This is a genomic window from Algoriphagus antarcticus (genome assembly GCF_002150685.1).
GTDB classification, from domain to species: Bacteria; Bacteroidota; Bacteroidia; order Cytophagales; family Cyclobacteriaceae; genus Algoriphagus; species Algoriphagus antarcticus.
In genome coordinates this window covers 129,235-151,687 of record NZ_MSSW01000001.1, presented here as the reverse complement: position 1 = coordinate 151,687, position 22,453 = coordinate 129,235, and the positions used below count along the sequence as shown (strand labels likewise).

The window sequence follows — 22,453 nt, the reverse complement described above, 5'->3', positions numbered from 1 at the left end:
AGAAAATATGACTATTTCAAAATCCAATAATTTAGATAGCCTGAAGGAGTTTCTAGTACTACTTTGAATACCTCGGATTGTGTGCCTTTAAGTGAAAATGTCTTTTTTTCATCTGCTAAATTTACTTCACCGACTAGCCAGTAGTTGTCCAAGCCTCCGGTTTGGAAATCGTTGGTTGTAGACACCCAAACTCTTCCTGTTTGATCTTGGGAAAGCACTTTCCAAGTCATAGAGATCTCTCCATTTTTCAACTCAGCGGAAAGATTGCTAGCATGAACAGGTCCGATGAATGGTGTTCCGTCCAATTCCATTGCAATCTTTTTTGGAATGTTTAACCCTAAGTGATATGCCATAGAAGGAAGTATATCTACCATTTCAGGTACCTGCTCGAAGTGTGTGTTTGTCTCTTCAGCATTTGTTACGATCCAAATCTTTCTCTCCCGGTCTGATTGCCCGCCATGTCCAAATCCATCATCTTCACGCCCATGATCGGTCGTGATTATGATCAACCAATCTTCTTTATAATTCTTTACCCGGTATTGAATTGCATCCCAAACTCTTCCTATTTGCACGTCTGCTTTTTGCACTCCATCTATCATTTCAGGGCTGTTACCATAGCTATGTCCCATGTCATCGGAATATTCCAGATACATCCAAGATAGATCCGGGCCTACTTTTGAGATATAACGGGCTGCTTCTTTGGACACAGCTTCATCTACGTTATGAATATAAATCCTATCCTCTCCGTGCGGAAAATTCAAGCTATCCAGTTCCATTCCGTCAAAATAGTAGTCAAAAGTAAAGTCTCCCGTCTCTGGTAAATTTGCCCCGACCAGTTTGGTTCTATTGTCCAGCCAAGTGGAGAAAATTGCTGTTTTCTTGGTTGGATCTGCTTCTTTCAATATTCGGAAAATCGTCCAATAATTATAGTTTGGGGATTCAATATCATTGTCCCAGACATTGTGCTTGTTTGCCCAAACTCCCGTGAGAAGTGAGTTGTAGCCTACAGCTGAGATTGTTGGAGTTTCAGAATAGCCGCCCACTTCGCCTCCCATACTTGCTACTGCAAAGCCACCTTCAGTAATTATTTTGTCAATGTTTGGCGTAGCTACCGTGTCCAATACATCTGCGGGGATTCCATCTAGAATCACGAAAAGCACTTTTTTCGCATTATTTTGAGCATATCCGTGAGATACAAGCAAAGCCATGGCAGCAGCCATCAGTATTCTTTTCATTCTTCTTTTAATTTTTGATCCTTAGTTCTTCTTATATGGAAGTGGCCTGACCCAAGGAGTCAAGCCACTTTGCCAGTTCACAATTCAGTGTTAATTCCAGCCGAAAATCTGCTCCAAGTTAGGATTAAGAGTCACTTGCTGAATAGGCACTGGACGATAATAGTATTTTGGTTCCTCAAAAGTCCTAGTTTTTGATTCTGTTACCATCATTCCACCGTTTTCCCCATTTTCTAAGAACACATCTACATTCTCATCGATAGTTCCTGCTTTGTAATAGATCAAGGTGACTCCAAGGCTGTTTTTTACTTTTTCATCTCCTACCGGAATGGTGGTGTTCTTGCTTACCAAGATCACATCTTCTACACCATCACCCGTCAAATCATATTTACCCAGACCAGAGAAATACATTCCCTGCGGAATACGCGCCATTAACTTTCCGGCATGCCACCTCATCAAGTCGTCATACCTATAGCCTTCCATTGCAAGCTCCACCCTTCTCTCTCTTCGAATTTCTAGTAAAACACCAAAGTTTGATCCGGAAAGATTTGGATATTTATTTCTCAGAAATGGATCAGGATCTGAATTTGCATCAGTCAAACTAAGATCCGGAATTCCGGCTCTTTTTCTCAAGAGGTTGATGGATATATCCAGATCTCCCTGAGTCACCTCATTCAACTCTACTTTGGATTCGGCAAATGTCAAAAGAACCTCCGCATAGCGATATGCGGGAAAATCCTTACTTCCTGCGACCACATTATCAATGGTATTCTGATACCCTTTCAGTTGATGATAGCCAGTAAAGTTTTTGTTCAGAGCCTGTATATAGGCCGTGGTATTTGGCTGGCGCACCCATCCAGGGTATGCGATCGTCTGCATCAAACGAGGATCTCTGTTTTGAAATTCTTCAACAAATTCCAGCGTTTCAAAGGCAGTAATTTCGGAAAACCTAGAGCCATCACTCATCAAATAGCTCATTACCAAATCTCGGGAAGGAGATTGCTCATAGTCACCAAAGACCGTATAGTTGATGTCTCCATTTCGATCCTTGTTCACATCGTAAGGATTTGCGAGTATCACTTCAGGATTCCCCATGAGATTATCACTTCCAAACAGGGCGGCATAATCTGCACTTGGATTTCCAGTCGAATAAATTCTGTATAATCCTGAATTCATGATCTCCTTTGAGATATCTCTGGCTTTTTGCAGAAGTTCAGTAGAAGATGCCTCCAATCCGAGTTCTGGATGATATTTGCGATAAGTTCCTTCATAAAGAGCAACTCTGGAATAAAAAGCTTTTACTGCCCATACATTAGGAGTTCCAGTTGGCACAGCGTCTCTTACATTTGCTGTGGCGTACTCCAAGTCTTCAATCATTTTTGCCACCACCATTTCACGGGAATCGCGACCTTTATATAGCTCTTCATCACTTGGGCCAAGGGTTGTTTCATACCATGGTACATCTGAATATCTCTTCACCATTCCGAAGTAAAACACCGCTCTATAATATCTGGCCAAACCAACGTAGTGGGATATAGCTTCTTCTGAGGCGACCGCTTTCTCAAAATTGTCTAGGAAATAATTGATGTTTCTCAACGTTCCCCAGTTCCAGCCACCAGTTAGTGTTTGAGAGCTTGGTGACCCAGTCATGATATTTTTGATTTCTATAGCCCCTGTTGTTGCCATATTATCGCTGCTTTGATCAGCTTGGTAGCTGCCCGTTCCAGGCATGGTCAGCAGTCCGTTTACATAGAGCTCAAGATCTTCTTCAGACTTAAAAAACTCTTCAGGTGCCACAGCAGTCTGCGGATACCTATCTAGAAAATCATCGTTGCAGGAAGTTATAGCCAACACTGCACTTAGTAGGACGATATATTTTTTCATGATCTTATTCATTTCTTAATTACAAATCGATATTAACTCCGAAAGAGAATTTTCTCTGGAATGGGTAAGCCCATCCATAGCCATCATTGATAGCCTCAGGATCTATAAAGTCCTTGATTGGAGAAAATTCAAAAATATTCTCACCTGACACATAAAATCTGATCCTGCTGACATTCAATTTTTCAAGCACTGCAGTAGGGAAACTATAACCCAATGTGATATTCTTTACTCTCAAATACGCTGCATTTTGAAGGTATTTGGTTTGAGAAATATCTAAGCCTGAGCCATAGTTGTTGTCTGCAAGCCATGCTTGAAGCACCGGGAATTCTGAATCTAAATTTTGCTCTGCTAAGCCAGCATCGATGTAAGACTGAGAATGCTGCGCCATCAACGCTTCACTGTCTGGTTGTCCTCGGTAGAAATCCAGGTTCCAAGGATAGATATTTGCATAAGGCTGCTGATATGGCCCCCAATAGAGATAATGTCTTGGGTAATAATCTCTTTTGCCTACTCCTTGTAGGAAAATGGAAAGGTCAAAGCCACTGAAATCCATATTTACATTGAACCCATAGCGATATCTAGCAGATATGTTTCCGATCAAAGTCAAGTCTTTTGGATCAACTGCAGTTTGCCCTTGTTCTATTTTACCATCTCCGTTCAGATCCTTATATTTTGGCCAGCCTGGCACTACAGCAATAGCTCCCCACGGGACAATAGCTGATTGGTCTAGCTGTTCGATTTCAGTTTCATTTTCCATAATCCCATTATTTACCAAACCCCAGATTTCTCCAATTTCTTGGCCGACTCTGTAATTTGAGAAGAGTTGATTTTCGTTTTGGAAGCTGGTGATATATGATCTGGAATCAGATAGGATTGCTTTTATAGTAAACTTTACAGGATTGGAAGCATTTCCAAATTGGTCTCTGTATCCCAAAGAAAGTTCAAAACCCTTGGTTCTGAGATCAGCCGCATTTTGCTTTGGAGGACTTGTGCCCAGTACTGCTGGTAGCTCCACAGGGTCCGTAAGCATCCCTTTGGTATCTCTGATGAAATAATCAAACGTACCAGATACTCGATCACCTAACATACCAAAATCAAGTCCAATGTTGTTGGTAATTACCTTTTCCCAAGTATAATTAGTGGGATCTACAGCCAATGATGGCGATGAAGTGATCACCGTCTGTCTGTTTCCACCGATTAAGTAGTTAGAAAGCCCGGTAGGCAAAGACTGGATGTATCCAAAATTAGATACGTTTTGATTGCCAAGGCTACCATATGAAGCTCTCAGCTTAAAGGTAGAGACGACATTCGTCAAGCCGGAGAAAAATCCCTCGTCCATTACCAGCCAAGAACCAGATATAGATGGGAAGAAGCCCCAGCGGTTATCACTCGGGAATCTTGAAGAGCCATCGTATCTCCCGTTCACTTCAAGAATATATCGATTTTTGAATGAGTAATTTATTCTTCCAAATCCACTGCGCAAAGCATACGTACTATAAGAAGGAGTGACAAACGCATCTCCTGTAGTCAATCCGATGTAAGGAAGAGAAGAGGAAATCAATACTCTTCTTTCTGCCTGAATGGTAGAATACTCGTAGTTCTCTTGGTTGTATCCAGCTAAGAGGTCAAATCTATGTTCGCCCAAAGTCTTAGAATATTTTCCAAAAAGATCAAAAATGGTATTGGTCAAAGTACCATTTCTTTCTATCACAGAACCTGCGCCACCTTCAGTCCTAATGTCTTCAGGGCCAAAACCAATGTTGTATTTTCTCTGATCCCAGTGATATTTCCATTGCTCTCTTTTGAAGCTGCCCCGACCGGTGAAATTCAAATCACCATCCAGAAAGGACGCTGTTGCCTGAATGATATCCTGAAAGCCTATCAAATCTTCTTGATTTCTGCCACCATCTACTAATTGTGCTGCCGCTCTACCTGCACTGGTATTTGCCCAGCTTCCATCAGGGTTTTTGGCCACATCCGTTGGTTGTAAGAAATAGATATCAGTAATATCATTGGTAGGATCAGCCCGCTCAGTCTGGTAGATGTTCAAGTTGTTATCTACCGAAAGCCATTCCAATGGCTTCAAATCTATTTTTGCTCTCAACGAATAGCGATCCCAATAATCCGGTGCCAGTTTATTAAGGCCATTTTCTTTGGTATAATCTCCCGACACATAATATCCAATTGGCATTTTTCCACCGCTGTTACCACTTATAGAAAGGCTTTGGTTTGTAGAAAAACTGGATGAATTGAAAAAGTAGTCGTTCCAGTTATTACTTCCCATGTAATCCCATAGATTAGGATTGGTAGGGTCAAGTCTGGTGTCCTCGATTGATGGGTCATTTGAACGTTCTTTCGCCCATTGATAATGCTCATCTGAATAGTTCACATAATCCCAAGGCGTATTGTTGGTAGACGTCTCCAAAACTCTGGAGTAGATGTATGGATCAGTTACCGCTTCTGGAAGTACGGAAGGCTTGCCCCATGCAAAATAGCTATTGTATGAAATCTTCTGTTTTCCTTCAGTACCATTTTTTGTAGTAATCAAAATCACTCCAAAAGCGGCCCTAGCTCCATAGATGGCCGCAGATGCTGCATCTCTTAGCACCGAGTATGAATCAATATCTGATGGACTCAGTCTCAATAAATCACTTTCATTTCCTGGGATTCCATCGATCACGATCAATGGCCCACCACCATTAATTGAAGTAAAACCACGAATATTGATAGTAGGAACAGTGCCTGGTTTACCACCTTGGTAGGTAATGTTTAGTCCCGGACTCATACCCTGAAGACCTTGAACCACATTGGCAATAGGTCGGTTGGCGATATCTTCACCAGCCAATTGGTCCACAGCACCCGTTACGTTTACTTTCTTCTGAGTTCCATAACCGACTACTACTACCTGTTCTAGAAGGGTGTCTGATTCTTTCATCTCCACATCAATGACGCTCAATCCGGTAATTGGCTTTTCGATTGACTCGAAACCGATAAAGGAGAATACCAAAACGGCATCTTCTGATTGAATTACGATGGAATAGGATCCATCAAGGTCAGTAATTGATCCTGTTTGAGTTCCCTTGATCAAAACAGAAACTCCAGGCATGCCTAGACCAGACCTGTCGGTCACTTTTCCAGTCACCTGCCCTTGGGCTAATGAATAGAAATTGATCAAAAACATCATCAAGATCATTGTGCTGATCCCTTTGATTTTCCTCTTCCAAAAGGAAGGATGTTGTACATAATCTTCCATATACGATTGATTTAACTAAGGTCTATTTCACCAAAATTTTCCTTAAACTGAATTTGAATGAATAAAATTTTATTGAACGTTCATTCAATATTAAATATTGATATCGTATAATCAAAGGAATTATATTTCAAATAGTCTTAATTTAATGATTGAATAACAATGAAATGCAAAGCTTCACAATTTCGAAAAGATAGAATAACAAGGTTGGTGTTTATGAAAATTGAACTCCATGTGAGCCTTGAAATTCTTTAAATATTGAAAAAATATATTTTCATAGTAAGAATTATAGAACAAGTTTTCATTAAGCTTATTTGATGATTTATTCACTTCGCAGGAGAGCTATTGGTGGATAAATAAAAAAGCATCAGAAACAGTGGCTTAAAAAAGAGATAAAGGGAATACTACTATTAGGTCATTGGGAAATATTCATTTTCTACAGCGCCGTCGGCATAGAGCTTAAGGATTGCAAAGCCTGGAGGAGTTTCTAAATAATATTGTTTGCCTGCGGAATGCTCATCTCCATCTCCCCACCAAAAACCACTCAAAGCGCCGTTGCAGAAATAATGAACGCCGTTATACCAAGTCCGGTCCAAAAGGTGTTGGTGGCCGCTGAGACAGACACGTACTTTCTCTTTATGTTTATAGAAAAGACTTTTCAACTCTCTATGATCACTATGCTGTCCACCCACCAAGTCGTTGGTTATAGACGTAATCGGGAAATGTGACATGATTAGTGTCGGAGTATTTGAAGCTAAACTTGCTAGGTCATTTTCTAACCATTTCATCTGATCTTCACCAAGGCTAATTCCTTCATGATTTCCATCTAAAATTATAAAATGCCAGCCTTTTTGATCAAAACTGTAGTAAGAGTAAGGTATCTGCAACCGCTTTACCACATAGGGTTTGCCGTACATTTCGTCTTCTTTGGAAGGCGCGTCCCACCAGGGGTCGTGGTTTCCGATACAGCTGTAAACGTTGGCATTCTGAAGCTCCGATCGAAATTGATCCCAGACTTCCCACTGTTCCAATGTTCGCTGGCGTGTTACTTCATCATAGGAAGCATCATGAATACTATCCCCACCATTTAGATAGAAATCAGGCTTATGTCTTTGTGTGATTTTGAGCCAGTTAATAGCTCTTGCTGGGATCCCTTTTTCAGGTCGAATATGCACATCTGTGATGTGTGCTATTGTGAGAACAGGGGATTTGGAATGGCTGTTATCAGCGGCTGAATATGCAACTAAAGGCGTGCTAGCCCCCACAACCAAACCTGCACTATTGGACAAAAATTTTCTTCTTTTCATTTTTATGTTTTTAGTGCTTTCTTTTATCATAGAAATCTTGAAGGAGCTTGGAGTTTATTCATTCCCTAAATTCTCTACCCAACTTTATAAGGATAATTTTTGCAAATAGTTTTAAAATCATAAATTGAACGTTCATTCAATATTATATATTGGTTTTGATGTTTCCAACGAATTTTACATCCTCATCAATTCATTTAATGTTCTTTTAATACTTTGATAATATGACTAACAGAATCTCAAATGAAAGAAAAAAGAAAATTATCGAGGGATTTTATGAACTCTCAGTACAGAACGGACTGGAAAACACATCGATAGCTAAGATCGGCAAGCATCTTGGGATGCCTCCAAGTCTGGTGATGCATTACTTTCCAACCCGAGAAATTTTGATCTCTAATTTGATTTTACACATTTTAGATCAGTACTTACGGATCTATGAGCCTGTAATTAAAGAGCTGGAAACCAAAAACTATGCGGATCCACAAACATTTGTGGACAGCCTTTTTTCAAGAGATTGGAATCTACTTTTTGATGATGGTGTATTTTACAGCTGCTATAGTCTGATTTTCAGAAATGATCGGATCAAAAGAGAATATCGATTGCTCCATGATAAACTCCGCGAATCATTAAAGGATATTCTAGACCGTGATGAAAAACTAGAAGGAAAAGATACTGAGTTACTTGCCGAGCAAATTTTTGTGGTAGTAGAGGGAGCTTATTATTACCTGTCAATGATAGACGATGAGGAAATCTATGATCGGAAGATAGAAGCCTATAAAAGTCAGGTTTATGACTTACTTCGAAAATACGAAGTCCAGCACTTGTAAAGTGCCATAATCGCGATTCCAGCCCAAACGCCATTGACTGCTACATTTGCTGGATCTGAAAAATGGAGCGCATTGATGACTAGGCAAATAGCTCCCAGTAAGTTGAATACGTGATACCTTGGCTGCTCCTGTTTCCAAATGCCTCTGGCGAGGAGGAAATATGAGAAAATGAAGAGAAATGCGCCTAACCAGCCAATTATTTGGAATATCATACAGCAAAGATATTTTTTATAATCTTCCTCGACTCAGAATAACTGAAAACAAACTAGTTAGAAGTTGTAGATGGTCACAACAAGTATTTGTATTATATGTGTATCCGCCTGAATGCACGTACCAGAATAGAGTCCGGTTTCAGGAAATGAAAATCTCCCATAGTCGCCCTTGAGAAACGTAGATCCCTAAATTTAAATTTCGTACATCGATTCCAAGAGATTACTTGTAGATATACGGATACACATATAAGGAATTTTCAATCGATGAGGATGTAACTATCTTTTTTCCATAAAAGGCGATTTCCCCCCTTTTTCCTATCCAGCGTCATTTCAAAGAACTGATACCAATTTCCACCTTTATTAATTTCTCCGATTTCAAACCATTGCCCTTGCTCATTGATGCGAATGATGTAGCGAATAAAATCTGTTGGATACCAGTAATAAACTCCCTCTATTAATTCGGATTTGAAAGTGCCTTTTTGACCTGATGGTAGAAAAGACTGAAAATCATATTGATCACTTTCTCCTTGAGAGGTAAGGATTGCCAACGCATCGTGGATTACTTTTCCACCTGATTTGCCCTCTCCTTCTATTAAAATGGCAGTGGAGTCTAATTTAAACTTGACTTTTTCAGTTTGATCAAATGACCGCTTCACTTGATCCTGACCCATCATCCATCCAGTTCCTTTCCATTCACCGACCATAAAGGCTAATTTTTTTACCTCTGCTTGAGCGGTGCTATCAGTTTCACTACTTTGACCATTCGTCATGCTTAGCGTTGAAGCTAGCGTAATAATGAGGAAGATTAATTTTTTCATAATTTCTATAAATAGGTTTATACTATAAACTAATGTTTCAAATTTTTTTATTTGATGTAATTCTTAAGATTTTCCACATAGCTCTCAAATGCCTGGAGGCCCGTTTGGGTTATTTCACAGGTAGTTAGCGGGCGTTTTCCCCTGAAGGATTTGGTAATCTTGATGTACCCCGCCTTATCTAGCTTATCCAACTGCACGCTCAAATTTCCTGCTGTAGATTCGGTTTTCTCTTTCAGAAAAGTGAATTCAGCTGACTCCACACTGATCAGTAAAGACATGACTGCCAAGCGCAACTGTGAATGTAAAAGGGGATCTAAGGGCTTAAATTCGCTCACGGTAGGTGTTTTTCAAATAATAACCTGGCACAAGATATCCCAAAACCATGGCAATGCCTGCAACTAAATATTGATCGGACACTGGGAGAAGAAAGGCTATGATTGCAGCAATTGCCAAAACCAAAGCACCAAACTTTACTATAGAAACTCTAATCAAACTCCCTGTGGCATACATCCCAACAGCTGCCAATATCAAAATCACCGGATTATGATTAAATCCCAGGACAGGCATGAATCCAAGGATTATTAGGATTCCGATAAATACCCCTAACCAAATTTGACTAAGTACCTGATCGAGATGAGTTTTGAACTTTGCTTTACTTCTCTTTTTATAGCTCCAGTAAAAACTGAAGAAGGAAGCAGGCAATACTAAGATCCAGATGTAATAAGGGTGCTCATAATTGGCTTTCTCAAGTGCGTAAAACCCAAAATTACAAACCGAAATCACCCATCCCCAAAGTAGCAAATAGAAACTCCCATCGCCTGCAGCTTCTTTTTTTGCTTTAGCTATCATATCAGTGATGATCGCTAGAGACTCATTACTTGTTAGTGCTTTTTCCATAATTGTACGTTTTTAATTTTCATATCGGGATAAATGTAAATAGGTTTATAATATAAACCAAATTATTTAATGAACTTGAATTAAAAGTCTTAATCAATCATATGAATGCATTTGGGGCTCATAATAAATTAGTAACCTTCCAAAATTCATTTTTGCGTTCATTTCCTTATCTTCCCTATTCATCCTTTTTATGCTATTCCATGAAAAATATTTTTGACCAAAAAGTCACTCAAGAATTAATCGATCGGGTTAATTCCCTTACTGAGAAAACAACTCCCAATTGGGGGAAAATGTCAGTGGATCAGATGCTGGCACATTGTGCAGTCGCCTATGAAATGGCTTACACAGACAAACATGCAAAACCTAACGGTTTGATGCGGTTTCTTTTAAAAACCTTCGTCAAAAATGGTGTAGTAAATGAAAAGCTTTACCCAAAAAACTCAAGGACTGCACCAGCCTTTATCATAGCGGATAATCGAGATTTTGAACAGGAAAAAAAACAATTAATTGCATACCTGAAAAAGACCCAAGAATACGGACCTTCTTATTTTGATGGAAAAGAGTCACTTTCATTTGGAACGATGACTACTCAGGAATGGAATAATCTATTTTATAAGCATATTGATCACCATCTTACTCAATTCGGTGTATGATACATCCAGCTAAATCCATCAGAACTTTTATAGGTGCTAAAGATTATGCGGAAAGCATCCGCTTCTATGAAGTCTTAGGCTTTGAAGTACATCCAGTAGCAGAAAAAATGTCTGTAGTCAGAGTTTCTGAAAACATTGCCTTCTATTTACAAGATTATTATTTGAAATCTTGGTGCGAAAATTCAATGATCTTTTTGGAAATCGAAGAGAATCTAGAATCCTATTGGGAAGCTATCAAAGTCTTGGGCTTGCCCGATAAATTTCCTGGAACGAAATTGAGTTCCATTCGGCATAATGACTGGGGAAATGAATTCTTCCTTCATGATCCCGCTGGAAATCTCTGGCATTTTGGAGTTTTTAAGTGATTTTAATTGTAAGAAACTAAGCGAAAACTAAATTTTTGAAACTTCCGCCTTGCTTAGTTCGTTCATAATCAGTAGATTAAATTCTTTAACCCTTTAACCCAAAAGCTCTATGAAAAAGTTATCGTCGTTACTCGTACTTATTTTTGTTTTCAGCATCAGCGGTGCTTTTGCTCAGACCTCTGGCGCTAGGCAGGAGATGAATATGTTACTTTCCAAAAACTTAAAATACCCTGCTGAATTGCGACAATCAGACACTCAAGGTATGGTAGTTATTTCGATAAAAATTGATCAAAAAGGATACATGGCTGATTATGAGTTTCTTTCCGGAGATTCGGGCTTTGAAGATGAAATAGATAGAACTTTGAGCATACTGAAGGAAAATTGGAATCCTTCATTTTTAGAAGACAAAACATACAATCAGGAATATCTCATGAGCTTTGATTTCAAATTATCCAAGGGCAAACAATTCCCTCCAAATCCTTTTACATCTACAGGTGTGAATTCGAACCCAATTACTCCGTTAGAAACTGTAGATAAAGCATTGGAAGAAAGCCCATTTTCTCCACAACTATACAGTTATAGAGCAGAGATTCTGGAAGCAAAAGGAAAGCAATTACTTGCTGAAATGGATTTGGTTAAAGCCAAATTTCTAAAAGATAAAATGTTGACTGAAATAGTTATAGTGGGTTATGCTGCGATGGGACCTAAATCACTTTGAGTGAATAAGACTACAAGATTAACATAGAGAGAACTTCGGTTCTCTTTTTTTATATCTATTGAATTATGGTTTCTGATTTTTTTAAAAGAGCTAAAAAATAAATGAAGTATCGCAATCGGTCTGATTCTTGATGATTTTTGGGAAATCAGAAATTAATCACACATGAACAAAAACCTGATCGCATTCGGTCTTTTTGCTTCTCTAGCACTTGCTACTTCCTGCTCCAATTCACAAGAACAAGAAAAAGGTGAGACTCAAAAAGAAATCACTATAGAGGAAAAAAGACTCTATAAAGCAGATAATTCAGCTACCTCCCTGGATTGGAACGGAACCTACAAAGGCACTGTACCTTGCGCGAATTGTGAAGGAATTGAAATCAGGCTGACGCTCAACATTAACCGCACCTATATATTAGTCACCAATTATTTGGGTAGAAACGATGCTTTGGAGCAAGAAAATACTGGATCGTTTACTTGGGATGAAGCCGGCTCTATTATCACATTAGGAAAAGTACCTCAAGGCCCGACACACTATAAAGTAGGTGAAAATCGCATTTGGCAACTCGATATGAGTGGAAATATGATCACAGGAGATCTGGCAGATCATTACATTCTTACCAAGCAATAATCTTATTTAAATCGCACCACTTTTCCATGAGCCTTGGAGGTCATTTCCTGAGGGATGGAATCTGTGATTTCCTTGAATAAGAGTTCCACGAGTTTTTGTTTTAGGAAACTACGGTTTAAAATGATGCTTACTTCCCGTGTAGGAGCAACGCCACCGAATGGTCTTAACCTGCGTTTTTCTTCATCTGACAGCTCCAATGTTGCCAGTTCAGGCAAAAGAGTTACGCCTTTGTATCGATTTACCATATTTTTCAGACCTTCCAGGGAGCCACTTTCGTAATGAAAATTCTTCGGACCGCTTAAACTTTGATCGCATAGATTGATTACTTGATCTCGGAAACAATGACCTTGCTGAAGTACCCAGAAGTCCTCCTTGGGCACTTTCTCAGGATGGAAAACATCTTCTTTGAGCAAAGGATGGTCTTTCGATAGATAGGCATAAAACTTCTCATAAAACATTGGCTTCTCCAGGATACCTGGTTCGAGCAAAGGGGTCACGACTATGCCCAAATCCAACTCATCATTTTTCAGCTTTTTCACTACTTCTTCAGTCACCATTTCCTGTACTTGCAGCTTTACGTGAGGATAATTCTCCAGGAATTTTCGGATAAAAAGATGAAGTAAATAAGGAGCCAGCGTAGGAATGATTCCCAATTTGATCACTCCAGAAATATCTCCTTTGAGATGTGCTATCAATTCAAAAATCCCCTTGCTTTCTGAAACCACCTTTTTGGCCTGCTCGATTATTTGCACACCCATTTCAGTAGGAATCACAGGCATTTTACTTCGATCAAAAAGAATCACACCCAAGTCTCGCTCCAACTTGCTGAGCTGAGCACTAAGTGTGGGCTGGGTAACAAAACAGCTTTCTGCTGCATGACCGAAATGTCTGTGTTTATCGACGGCAATAAGATATTCGAGTTGTTGGATTGTCATAAAATAGGATTCTCTGATCTAAAAGTATAAATTTTAAAAAAGAGTTTCCCTCGCCAATCTTCGAGTGAATATACCTTCAGTCAAATAGATTTGAGTATATTTTTCCAAGCATCAAAAAATCAGTACTTTATTTCACCAAAATAATATAACCCTTTAATTACCTCAATACCTTATCTCATGAGCAAATCATATTTTTCCCGAAGGAAGTTTCTAAGCGCTTCCATTCTTACCACAGTTGGCCTTGGCGCTATTCCTAGCTTAAGCTTTGGCAAAAATGCCATTGTAGCAGATACCTCCAAAATTCGCCTTGGTTTCATCGGAGTTGGACGGCAGGCGATGGGCTTGCTTAGCACCATGATGAAAAACCCAATCGTAGATGTAGTAGCTGGAGCAGATGTCTATGAAATCAAATTGGATAGATTTAAAGAGCGAGTAGCCAAGCACTATACCGATGAAAAAAGAGAGGCGCCAGCTCTAAAAGTTTATGCTGACTATAAGCAGTTATTGGCTAATCCTGAAGTGGATGCAGTAGTGATAGCTACTCCGGATCACTGGCATGCAATGATGGCTATCGATGCTTGCCATGCTGGGAAGGACATTTATCTGGAAAAACCCCTGACGTTCACCATCCATGAGGGGCAAGAATTAGTCAGAGCAGTTCGCTCGAATGGCACAGTGCTGGCCGTAGGAAGTATGCAGCGTTCTGGTGCAAACTTCCAGCATGCTGCACGTATGGTTCAAAAAGGAATGCTGGGAGAGATTAAACAAGTGTTAGTAAATGTAGGAACTCCTCCTCATCCCAAGCCTTATGATTTACCATCTCAGGAAGTTCCGGCTGGATTGGACTGGGAGACTTGGGTGGGATCCCTGCCGGAGATCCATTACAACGAGGAGTTGGATCCGCCGATTAGCCTGAATCCTGAGCAAGATGAGAAAGTTTGGGGCGCATGGAGATGGTACAAAGAAACTGGCGGCGGGCTGATGACTGACTGGGGAGCGCACATGATTGATATCGCCCAATGGGGACTTGGGATGGATAGAAATGGTCCAGTGGAAGTAATTCCAGGAACTGACTCTACGCCATTGACTTATAAATATGCCAATGGTATAGAAATGATTATTACTCCTTTTGATGAAGGAAGGCAAGGGGTGAAATTCATCGGGGAAAAAGGCTGGATAAAAGTCTCCAGAGGCCAATATGACACGGACGTGCAAGCTTGCGAGCGAAAATTCTCAAATGAAGAACTTGCATTTGGAGCGCATCATGTGGATTTTATTGATTCTGTTGTAAAACGAAAAGATCCGATTGTCCCTGTTGAAATCGGCCATAGTACTTGCTCAATTTGCACAATTGGAAACATCGCTCATGAAGTGGGAAGGCCATTGAAATGGGATCCTATAGCTCAAGTATTTGAGAATGACTGGGAAGCCAATTCTAAGCTTCATTATGCATACCAAAATGGCTATACATTGAAAACCTAGATTACCTGACACTACCCGTAACCCAGAAAACCTATGAACTCTAAATTGAAATTTGTCTTTTTATTCGAGGCTCTCTTGGGTGCAGCTTTCTTGCTTACTCAGTGTACAAGTACTCCCAAGGAAAATGCGGAAACCACTGAAGAAGCATCCCCAGATGCAGTATTTGTTGCAAATCCAATTGTAGTGGAGGCAAAAGCAGTAGGGAAATTAGAAATTGGGGATCCTGCTCCTCCCTTCAATCTGCCTGGCATTGATGATGAATTTCACGAGCTGGAGGACTACTCGGATGCGGACGTACTTGTCATCAACTTCACCTGCAATCACTGTCCCACCGCACAAGCGTATGAGGATAGATTCATTGACGTCGTGGATGACTACAAAGGAAAAAAAGTAGCATTTGTAGCTATCTCCAGTAATAGTCCTATCGGTATTCTTCCAGAGGAGCTCGGCTATACTGATCTTAGTGACACGTTTGAAGAAATGAAAGTTCGGGCTAGGGACAAGTCCTACAATTTCCCTTACCTCTATGACGGAGATACGCATGAATTCTCATTGGCTTATGGTCCCACTGCCACGCCACATGTTTTTGTTTTTGACAAAGAAAGAAAACTAAGCTACTCTGGAAGAATAGATGCCTCCGAAAAACCTGGAACTGCCAATGCGGAAGATTTGCGAAAAGCGATTGAAATGACTTTGGAAGGCAAAAGTCTTCCAGTAGCAGAAGCACAAACCCCAGCTTTCGGATGCTCGATGAAGTGGGCTTGGAAGAATGAATACACTATCAAAACAAATAGAGCCTGGAAAGAAAAAGAGGTGACAATCGAAAAACTATCACTAGATGGTTTGGCCGATCTTTTAAAGAACGACACAGACGAATTGCTCTTGGTTAATTTCTGGGCCACTTGGTGTGGGCCATGCATTATTGAGTATCCAGAATTTGTCACAATGCAACGCATGTACGGGGAGCGAGATTTTCAGTTTGTCTCTGTAAGCATGGATAGCCCAGAGCAATCAGACAAAGCGCTTAAATACCTTAAGGGCAAAGCCTCCGCAGTTCCCAATTATATTATGGACATTGATGACAAGTACAAAGTGATAGACGTAGTCGGAAAGGAATGGGATGGAAGCCTACCTATTACACTACTGATAGAACCAGGAGGAAAAATAGCTTACCGTGTACCTGGTACCATTGATGCGTATGAGTTGAAAAGAGAAATCGTTGATCACCCAATGATTGGTAGATATTTTTAAAATGAGACGCTAGCATTTTTAGATCATACAGCTAATTGTATAGAGTCTTTATTCACCCCCTTATGTTGCCAATTCATCAGCTTTCACTCTCACTTTATTCCAGCTCCAGATTGCTTTTTCAGCTCATTCCTACCTTTTTAGATAAGCTTAATTTGACTTACCCACAATTCCTTGCTCTCTCAGTTCTGTGGGAAGAAGATGGGCTAAAAGTGACTGAAATAGGGAAGAGACTTATTTTAGACTCAGGTACATTGATTCCCTTATTGAAAAATTGGAGGCAATGAATGATGTGAAAGACAAATAGGAGAAGCTGACGAAAGAACTGTCCACGTGGAATTAACATATCCTGGTAAATCACTTCAATCAAAAGTCTTAGAAGCATTGAAGCCTTTGAACGAGAAATGATTCACGCCACAGGATTAAACTTGCCTGAAATAAACTATTCACTTCTAAACATGTTAGAAAGTATCGAAAAACTTAAAAACTCTAACTAAAATGGAAAAGCTGAATATTGATTATACCGCGGTGGCGATAAATACTGGGGGAAGAAAAGGCCATGTGAAAACTGATGATGGACTGTTAGATTTTGAAGTAGCCATGCCAAAAGAAATAGGAGGAGAAGGAGGGAAAACTAACCCTGAACAATTTTTTGCGGCAGGCTATGCTGCTTGTTTCGGAGGCGCCCTCGGTGCTGTGGCTGGCAAGACGAGCTTACGGGATTCCGAGATCACCGCTAAAGTTCATCTGGGTAATTATGGTCCAGGCAGCTTCGGACTAGCAGTGGATATTTTTGTGAAAATACCTCATGCTGCTTCATTAGAAGAAGCTCAAAAACTCGTAGATGCAGCGCACGAAGTTTGTCCTTACTCTAAGGCTACCCGTGGAAATATAGAGGTAAATGTGAAGTCAGTTTCTTAAAAAAATGAGATTACAGACTGGCGAATAAAGTCGGTCTGTAATATTTTAAATTATCGAACACTTTGCGACTGAGCAATTTCCACTATTGCCAATACTTCCATGTTCATTTTTTCAGCCATCAGTTCATCCGCTTTTGCGCCGTCTTCATCGCCTAATTCTTTTTTGAATTTTGCTCTCATGGTAAAGTAAACAGGCTCGAAAGGGTAGTTCTTAATTGCGTCATCGTAAGTTCTCACTGCTTTCTCTAGCTTCCCCTTGTCTTCAAATTTTTTGGCCATCGCGTGATAATCCAAAGGCAATGCGTTATAAAAAATCTTGTAACTGAAGACAAGTAAATACTCCCGGTCAACTGGCTTGCCGTGAACTTTACTTGGATTCCAAGCACCTGTCAATTTTTCTATGGTTTCCCTAGCTTGCTTAGCGAGATCATCCGAAACCCTCTCTTTTGCTTCTATCGAGGTCAATTTGCCTGACTCATCGATCTTGAGCATAAATATTACATCACCTTGTGTACCATTAGCAGCAGCATTTTCAGGATAAATTAAATCCTGTCCCAAGATGCTTATCAAATTGCCTTTAGAATAAGTTGCTTTTACAAAATCAGATTCCGTCTCTGGATTAAATGGTGTTTGCGCAAAAGAAATGAAAGTGACAAAAAATGAAAAGAACAAAAAGATACTTCTAAGCATAGCTGATATTTGGTTTTGTGATTATACGGAATCTTGCCAGTAGAAAATTTATAGGATCAAAAATTCAAAGACACCTTGAATTCTGGTTTACTTCAGTCATCGGTCCTCCAACCCCCATTGACCCAAGAGAATTCGCTTACTGGCAGAAAAGCGTACATACAGATTTGGTTTTAATTATACTGCAAAATAACCTGCTATGGATAAGATTAAAATAATATTCAGTTAAATGCTCATAAAATCCCTTTTCTAAAATTGCGTCTTTCATATCTTTTTAACCGCTAACATTTGAAAGAAGAGGCAAAGGACGCAGCTGGTTAATTTTAGAACTTGAGCGTTGAATTTCCTCATAACATATCGCACGCATATTAGGATCTGATATGGCTGGTCGCATCGGGAGAACTGGTCGGTAGCTTAATTGAATCCACGATCGCTTTCACATTCCGTAGTCACTTGATCTCTTGAACATAGAATTTGCAAATTGAACATTGACGCTTTTTTAAACTTATGCTAAAATAGGAACCGCATAGGTCTAGTAGGTTCTTTGAGACTTCTCTCTCTTCGTGGCAAAGAATAAAGCCTCTCCAAAATAGGCATTTCAGGCTGAAAAGGATAATTTTGAACCCTTACCAAATAATCCCCAGATATATGGCTGTTAATGATTTTATCCGTGACAATAAAGATCGCTTTCTCAATGAATTGCTGGATTTGCTACGCATTCCCTCAGTAAGTGCAGACCCGAAATTTAAAGATGATGTCTTTGCGGCAGCCAATTTTGTGAAAGAAAGTTTGGAAAAAGCTGGAGCTGACGTGGTAGAAATCTGCCAAACTAAAGGCTATCCGATTGTTTATGGAGAGAAGATAATTGATCCTGCCTTGCAAACAGTTTTGGTGTATGGACATTACGATGTGCAACCTGCCGACCCTTATGAGCTTTGGGATTCTCCTCCTTTTGAGCCAGTGATCAAAAAGACAAAAATTCATCCCGAGGGAGCAATTTTCGCTCGTGGATCTGCTGATGACAAAGGCCAATTTTACATGTATGTGAAGGCTTTTGAAGCAATGATGGCGTCAGGAGATATGCCTTGCAATGTCAAGTTCATGATCGAAGGAGAAGAGGAAGTCGGTTCTGACAATTTGGAAAAATTCGTCATAGAAAATAAAGAGAAGCTAAAAGCAGACGTCATCCTGATTTCTGATACGCACATGATTTCTATGAACGATCCTTCCATCACGGTTGGCCTTCGCGGCATGGCTTACATGGAAGTGGAAGTGACGGGGTCGAATCGCGATCTTCACTCAGGTACTTACGGTGGAGCTGTTGCCAACCCGATCAATGTGCTTTGTGACATGATAGCATCCATGAAAGATGAGAATGATCACATCACTATTCCAGGATTTTACGACAAAGTGCAGGAGCTTTCAGCTGCGCAAAGAGAGCGATTGAACGAAGCTCCGTTTGATCTCAATGAATACCAGGATAAACTGGATATCGAAGAAGTTCATGGGGAAAAAGGCTATACTACCATCGAACGTGTAGGGATTCGTCCTACGTTAGATGTGAATGGCATTTGGGGTGGATATATAGGCGAAGGAGCGAAAACCGTTTTGCCTTCCAAAGCACATGCGAAAATCTCCATGAGACTTGTTCCAGATCAGGATTGGCATGAAATCTCTGTATTGTTTGAAAATTACTTCAAGTCTATCGCCCCACAATCAGTGAAAGTGAAAGTTCGTTCACATCACGGAGGCGCACCAGCTGTAGTTTCTGATTCTTCTGTTGGTTATAAAGCCGCAGAAGCTGCAATGGAGGAGACTTTTGGCAAAAGACCAATTCCAACACGCGAAGGTGGATCTATTCCTATCGTTGCGTTGTTCCAAAAAGAATTAGGTTCAGATCCGATTTTATTCGGTTTTGGATTGGATACGGATGCGTTGCATTCACCGAATGAGCATTACGGCGTTAAGAATTACTTCATAGGAATAGAAACCATTGCTGCTTTCTTCCGTCAGTTTAGAAAGCTCACCGAAAAATAATGCTTGATTTAAAACCATATCGAATAACTCAACAATTCTCTTACCTCATTCTCCTTGCTGATCAGGACGGAAGACCGAAGACGGATGACCGTTGCACGTAACTTGTGTATAGTTTAACAATCCCATGATGCTTTTGCCTTTTAAAATTGCGAAAAAGCTAGTAAACCAAAATTGCCAATCAATCAACCCTTCATGAATATATCACTCGGAAAATCAGTAAGCCTAGTCTTGCTGGCACTGCTTTTCTTCAGTTTCTATGCTCAGGCACAGATCATAGCTCCGCCTAAATGGAAGATTTCCATAGAAAAAGAAAACATCACGGTAGGAGAAGAAGCGAAACTTATCTTCGAAGCCGAAATTCCTGGTGGATGGTATATTTATGCGACAGATTTTGATCCGGATCTAGGGCCAATTGTGGCAACCTTACTTCTAGATAAACCAGCCGATTTCGAATTAAAAGGGGATTTCACTGCTATTGATTCCAAAAAAAAGTACGAGGATATCTGGGAAGGAGACGTTAAATACTTTATCAAAAAGGGAAGGTTTGAACAGACATTTATACCAAAAGCCACCAGTGGCAAAATAACTGGATCCATAGAATATCAGATGTGCTCTGACTTGACAGGTCAATGCATCAATTATGAGGAGGACTTTGAGCTAACTTTTTCAGCGAATGAAAATACCTCAACTGTTGTTTCTGAAAATAGCGCAGCAAGCGCAAACACTGAAGGAGATCCTTTATCGGTAGTAGGAACGACGACGACGCAATCCGTTACAGATGAAGAGATTGCCGCGCCTCGTGACTCGGCTCGGAATGATGACAATCCGTTTAATGAAGTTTCATCTGCCAAAACAACTTCTTCTATAGAGATTCTCCCAATTCATGAGAATGAATCCCTTTGGGGTTTTATGATTTTGGCATTCCTGGCTGGACTAGCAGCTTTACTCACCCCATGTGTTTTTCCGATGATTCCCATGACTGTGAGTTTCTTCACTGGGCGAGCTAAAAGCAAATCTACAGGAGTTAGAAATGCGATCATTTATGGCTTTTCGATCATTGCTATTTACACGATTGCAGGCACGGCTGTCGCAGCTATCCAAGGCCCAGAGTTTGCAAATTGGCTGGCAACGCACTGGCTTCCAAATCTCTTTTTCTTTGGGATATTTATCTTCTTCGCATTAGCTTTTCTTGGAATGTTCGAGATTACGTTGCCATCTGGCTTGGTAAATAAAGTGGACGAGAAGGCTGAAAAAGGTGGCTTGACAGGAATCTTCTTTATGGCTTTTACCTTGGTTTTGGTGTCTTTTTCATGCACTGGACCTATAGTAGGATCTATTTTGATATCCTCAGCTGGTGGAGAATTGATCAAGCCGATCTTGGGAATGTTTGCTTTTTCGCTTGCCTTCGCTATCCCCTTTACCCTGTTTGCTATTTTCCCAGAATGGATGAATCGACTGCCAAAGTCCGGTGGTTGGCTGAACTCTGTGAAAGTAGTTTTGGGATTCCTCGAACTTGCTTTGGCCTTCAAATTCCTTTCCATCGCCGATCTAGTTTACCATTGGGGAATCTTAGATCGTGATATTTTCCTGATCATCTGGATCGTAATTTTCAGTGGGTTGGGACTATATCTCTTGGGGAAAATTCGACTTCCTCATGATTCGCCTATGGATCACATTGGCGTACCGAGATTACTTTTGGCGCTATTCACATTCATGTTTGTGCTCTATATGATTCCAGGATTATTTGGCGCTCCACTCAAATACTTAAGTGGCTATTTGCCTCCTATGTCCACTCAGCAATTCAAAATGACTGGTGGACTAAGCATGACAGAAGCTGGGGAAAATATTCTTGGTGAACCTGTGAAATACGCAGATATTCCATTAGAGATTCCTCATGGAATTCAGGGGTATTTCGACTATGAACAAGCAATGAGAGCTGCCAAAAAAGCGAATAAACCCTTACTGATTGACTTCACTGGACATGGCTGTGTGAATTGCCGAAAGATGGAAGAGAATGTGTGGGTGGATCCACAAGTGCTAAAAAGACTGAAGGAAGATTTCGTGATGGTGGCCCTGTATATCGATGAGCGATTGGAGCTGCCAGAGAGTGAATGGTACACATCAGAATACGACGAGAAAGTCAAAAAAACACTGGGAAAGCAAAATGCAGATTTACAGATCACTCGATTTAAAAATAATGCACAGCCATACTATGTGATCTTAGATCATAACGGAAATCTCCTCGCTCAGCCTAAAGGTTACGATACCGATGTTCAGGCATTTATCGAGTTCTTGGATGGGGCGAAGCGGGAGTTTGAGACGAGAAATTAAAAGGGATAAACTAAGTGCTAGCTTGG

Annotated in this window: 21 protein-coding genes; 11 read left to right on the top strand and 10 right to left on the bottom strand. The window is 40.3% G+C overall.

The window, feature by feature from the left end:
• Window positions 1-11: 11 nt before the first annotated feature.
• The 4 genes from BVH04_RS00595 to BVH04_RS00580 form a co-directional block, all read right to left on the bottom strand.
• Window positions 12-1,235, bottom strand: a complete 1,224-nt coding sequence (locus BVH04_RS00595) for an alkaline phosphatase family protein (RefSeq protein WP_086539393.1) — start codon at window positions 1,233-1,235, stop codon at window positions 12-14.
• A 90-nt stretch (window positions 1,236-1,325) separates the two neighbouring features.
• Window positions 1,326-3,116: a RagB/SusD family nutrient uptake outer membrane protein gene (locus tag BVH04_RS00590; RefSeq protein ID WP_086539503.1), complete on the bottom strand. Its 1,791-nt coding sequence runs from the start codon at window positions 3,114-3,116 to the stop codon at window positions 1,326-1,328.
• 19 nt (window positions 3,117-3,135) lie between these two features.
• Window positions 3,136-6,369: a SusC/RagA family TonB-linked outer membrane protein gene (locus tag BVH04_RS00585; protein ID WP_086539392.1), complete on the bottom strand. Its 3,234-nt coding sequence runs from the start codon at window positions 6,367-6,369 to the stop codon at window positions 3,136-3,138.
• 407 nt (window positions 6,370-6,776) lie between these two features.
• A complete protein-coding gene (locus BVH04_RS00580) occupies window positions 6,777-7,673 on the bottom strand; it encodes a metallophosphoesterase family protein (RefSeq protein ID WP_086539502.1) in 897 nt (298 codons plus the stop codon).
• A gap of 221 nt (window positions 7,674-7,894) precedes the next feature.
• Between BVH04_RS00580 and BVH04_RS00575 the strand changes: the two genes are divergently transcribed.
• Window positions 7,895-8,497 carry a TetR family transcriptional regulator gene (locus BVH04_RS00575; protein WP_086539391.1) on the top strand — a complete coding sequence of 201 codons (603 nt, stop codon included), beginning with the start codon at window positions 7,895-7,897 and terminating at the stop codon, window positions 8,495-8,497.
• Here BVH04_RS00575 and BVH04_RS00570 read toward each other — a convergent pair.
• The 4 genes from BVH04_RS00570 to BVH04_RS00555 all read right to left on the bottom strand — a co-directional run bounded on the left by BVH04_RS00570 (window position 8,458) and on the right by BVH04_RS00555 (window position 10,424).
• Window positions 8,458-8,709, bottom strand: coding sequence for a CBU_0592 family membrane protein (locus BVH04_RS00570; protein ID WP_086539390.1), 252 nt, complete (start codon window positions 8,707-8,709; stop codon window positions 8,458-8,460). The two genes, BVH04_RS00575 and BVH04_RS00570, sit on opposite strands and share 40 nt — an antisense overlap.
• A 257-nt stretch (window positions 8,710-8,966) precedes the next feature.
• Window positions 8,967-9,527 carry a hypothetical protein gene (locus BVH04_RS00565; RefSeq protein WP_086539389.1) on the bottom strand — a complete coding sequence of 187 codons (561 nt, stop codon included), beginning with the start codon at window positions 9,525-9,527 and terminating at the stop codon, window positions 8,967-8,969.
• Window positions 9,528-9,574: 47 nt separating this feature from the next.
• Window positions 9,575-9,862 carry a winged helix-turn-helix domain-containing protein gene (locus tag BVH04_RS00560; RefSeq protein ID WP_205635770.1) on the bottom strand — a complete coding sequence of 96 codons (288 nt, stop codon included), beginning with the start codon at window positions 9,860-9,862 and terminating at the stop codon, window positions 9,575-9,577.
• Entirely contained in the window at window positions 9,849-10,424 is a 576-nt protein-coding gene (locus BVH04_RS00555) for a hypothetical protein (RefSeq protein ID WP_086539387.1), read from the bottom strand. Before BVH04_RS00555 ends, BVH04_RS00560 begins: the two co-directional genes overlap by 14 nt.
• A gap of 200 nt (window positions 10,425-10,624) precedes the next feature.
• Between BVH04_RS00555 and BVH04_RS00550 the strand changes: the two genes are divergently transcribed.
• From BVH04_RS00550 to BVH04_RS00535, 4 genes are all read left to right on the top strand, one after another.
• Window positions 10,625-11,077: a DUF1569 domain-containing protein gene (locus tag BVH04_RS00550; RefSeq protein ID WP_086539501.1), complete on the top strand. Its 453-nt coding sequence runs from the start codon at window positions 10,625-10,627 to the stop codon at window positions 11,075-11,077.
• Entirely contained in the window at window positions 11,074-11,442 is a 369-nt protein-coding gene (locus BVH04_RS00545; RefSeq protein ID WP_086539386.1) for a VOC family protein, read from the top strand. Before BVH04_RS00550 ends, BVH04_RS00545 begins: the two co-directional genes overlap by 4 nt.
• A 109-nt stretch (window positions 11,443-11,551) precedes the next feature.
• Entirely contained in the window at window positions 11,552-12,160 is a 609-nt protein-coding gene (locus BVH04_RS00540; protein ID WP_086539385.1) for an energy transducer TonB, read from the top strand.
• A gap of 162 nt (window positions 12,161-12,322) precedes the next feature.
• Window positions 12,323-12,787, top strand: coding sequence for a copper resistance protein NlpE (locus tag BVH04_RS00535; RefSeq protein ID WP_086539384.1), 465 nt, complete (start codon window positions 12,323-12,325; stop codon window positions 12,785-12,787).
• A 2-nt stretch (window positions 12,788-12,789) separates the two neighbouring features.
• On the opposite strand, the gene BVH04_RS00530 is transcribed toward BVH04_RS00535, so the two are convergent.
• Window positions 12,790-13,722 carry a hydrogen peroxide-inducible genes activator gene (locus tag BVH04_RS00530; protein ID WP_086539383.1) on the bottom strand — a complete coding sequence of 311 codons (933 nt, stop codon included), beginning with the start codon at window positions 13,720-13,722 and terminating at the stop codon, window positions 12,790-12,792.
• Between the two features lie 177 nt (window positions 13,723-13,899).
• Here BVH04_RS00530 and BVH04_RS00525 point away from each other — a divergent pair, with 177 nt between their 5' ends.
• From BVH04_RS00525 to BVH04_RS00510, 4 genes are all read left to right on the top strand, one after another.
• Window positions 13,900-15,204, top strand: a complete 1,305-nt coding sequence (locus tag BVH04_RS00525; RefSeq protein WP_086539382.1) for a Gfo/Idh/MocA family protein — start codon at window positions 13,900-13,902, stop codon at window positions 15,202-15,204.
• Window positions 15,205-15,237: 33 nt separating this feature from the next.
• On the top strand, window positions 15,238-16,455 hold the full coding sequence (locus BVH04_RS00520) for a redoxin domain-containing protein (RefSeq protein WP_086539381.1): 1,218 nt from the start codon (window positions 15,238-15,240) through the stop codon (window positions 16,453-16,455).
• Between the two features lie 62 nt (window positions 16,456-16,517).
• Entirely contained in the window at window positions 16,518-16,739 is a 222-nt protein-coding gene (locus BVH04_RS26525) for a MarR family transcriptional regulator (protein WP_086539380.1), read from the top strand.
• A 211-nt stretch (window positions 16,740-16,950) separates the two neighbouring features.
• On the top strand, window positions 16,951-17,373 hold the full coding sequence (locus BVH04_RS00510) for an organic hydroperoxide resistance protein (protein ID WP_086539379.1): 423 nt from the start codon (window positions 16,951-16,953) through the stop codon (window positions 17,371-17,373).
• A 50-nt stretch (window positions 17,374-17,423) separates the two neighbouring features.
• Here BVH04_RS00510 and BVH04_RS00505 read toward each other — a convergent pair whose 3' ends face one another.
• Window positions 17,424-18,062 carry an energy transducer TonB gene (locus tag BVH04_RS00505; RefSeq protein WP_086539378.1) on the bottom strand — a complete coding sequence of 213 codons (639 nt, stop codon included), beginning with the start codon at window positions 18,060-18,062 and terminating at the stop codon, window positions 17,424-17,426.
• Window positions 18,063-18,707: 645 nt separating this feature from the next.
• Here BVH04_RS00505 and BVH04_RS00500 point away from each other — a divergent pair.
• The gene (locus BVH04_RS00500) at window positions 18,708-20,096 is read left to right on the top strand and encodes a dipeptidase (RefSeq protein ID WP_086539377.1); all 1,389 of its coding nucleotides are present in this window, start codon (window positions 18,708-18,710) and stop codon (window positions 20,094-20,096) included.
• Between the two features lie 192 nt (window positions 20,097-20,288).
• A complete protein-coding gene (locus BVH04_RS00495) occupies window positions 20,289-22,427 on the top strand; it encodes a protein-disulfide reductase DsbD family protein (RefSeq protein WP_086539500.1) in 2,139 nt (712 codons plus the stop codon).
• Window positions 22,428-22,453 lie beyond the last annotated feature (26 nt).

What these genes read in the sequence shown, in the direction of transcription:
- BVH04_RS00595 (WP_086539393.1), bottom strand. Translation starts at nt 1,235, where the DNA reads ATGAAAAGAATACTGATGGCTGCTGCCATGGCTTTGCTTGTATCTCAC.
- BVH04_RS00590 (WP_086539503.1), bottom strand. Translation starts at nt 3,116, where the DNA reads ATGAAAAAATATATCGTCCTACTAAGTGCAGTGTTGGCTATAACTTCC.
- BVH04_RS00585 (WP_086539392.1), bottom strand. Translation starts at nt 6,369, where the DNA reads ATGGAAGATTATGTACAACATCCTTCCTTTTGGAAGAGGAAAATCAAA.
- BVH04_RS00580 (WP_086539502.1), bottom strand. Translation starts at nt 7,673, where the DNA reads ATGAAAAGAAGAAAATTTTTGTCCAATAGTGCAGGTTTGGTTGTGGGG.
- BVH04_RS00575 (WP_086539391.1), top strand. Translation starts at nt 7,895, where the DNA reads ATGACTAACAGAATCTCAAATGAAAGAAAAAAGAAAATTATCGAGGGA.
- BVH04_RS00570 (WP_086539390.1), bottom strand. Translation starts at nt 8,709, where the DNA reads ATGATATTCCAAATAATTGGCTGGTTAGGCGCATTTCTCTTCATTTTC.
- BVH04_RS00565 (WP_086539389.1), bottom strand. Translation starts at nt 9,527, where the DNA reads ATGAAAAAATTAATCTTCCTCATTATTACGCTAGCTTCAACGCTAAGC.
- BVH04_RS00555 (WP_086539387.1), bottom strand. Translation starts at nt 10,424, where the DNA reads ATGGAAAAAGCACTAACAAGTAATGAGTCTCTAGCGATCATCACTGAT.
- BVH04_RS00550 (WP_086539501.1), top strand. Translation starts at nt 10,625, where the DNA reads ATGAAAAATATTTTTGACCAAAAAGTCACTCAAGAATTAATCGATCGG.
- BVH04_RS00545 (WP_086539386.1), top strand. Translation starts at nt 11,074, where the DNA reads ATGATACATCCAGCTAAATCCATCAGAACTTTTATAGGTGCTAAAGAT.
- BVH04_RS00540 (WP_086539385.1), top strand. Translation starts at nt 11,552, where the DNA reads ATGAAAAAGTTATCGTCGTTACTCGTACTTATTTTTGTTTTCAGCATC.
- BVH04_RS00535 (WP_086539384.1), top strand. Translation starts at nt 12,323, where the DNA reads ATGAACAAAAACCTGATCGCATTCGGTCTTTTTGCTTCTCTAGCACTT.
- BVH04_RS00530 (WP_086539383.1), bottom strand. Translation starts at nt 13,722, where the DNA reads ATGACAATCCAACAACTCGAATATCTTATTGCCGTCGATAAACACAGA.
- BVH04_RS00525 (WP_086539382.1), top strand. Translation starts at nt 13,900, where the DNA reads ATGAGCAAATCATATTTTTCCCGAAGGAAGTTTCTAAGCGCTTCCATT.
- BVH04_RS00520 (WP_086539381.1), top strand. Translation starts at nt 15,238, where the DNA reads ATGAACTCTAAATTGAAATTTGTCTTTTTATTCGAGGCTCTCTTGGGT.
- BVH04_RS26525 (WP_086539380.1), top strand. Translation starts at nt 16,518, where the DNA reads ATGTTGCCAATTCATCAGCTTTCACTCTCACTTTATTCCAGCTCCAGA.
- BVH04_RS00510 (WP_086539379.1), top strand. Translation starts at nt 16,951, where the DNA reads ATGGAAAAGCTGAATATTGATTATACCGCGGTGGCGATAAATACTGGG.
- BVH04_RS00505 (WP_086539378.1), bottom strand. Translation starts at nt 18,062, where the DNA reads ATGCTTAGAAGTATCTTTTTGTTCTTTTCATTTTTTGTCACTTTCATT.
- BVH04_RS00500 (WP_086539377.1), top strand. Translation starts at nt 18,708, where the DNA reads ATGGCTGTTAATGATTTTATCCGTGACAATAAAGATCGCTTTCTCAAT.
- BVH04_RS00495 (WP_086539500.1), top strand. Translation starts at nt 20,289, where the DNA reads ATGAATATATCACTCGGAAAATCAGTAAGCCTAGTCTTGCTGGCACTG.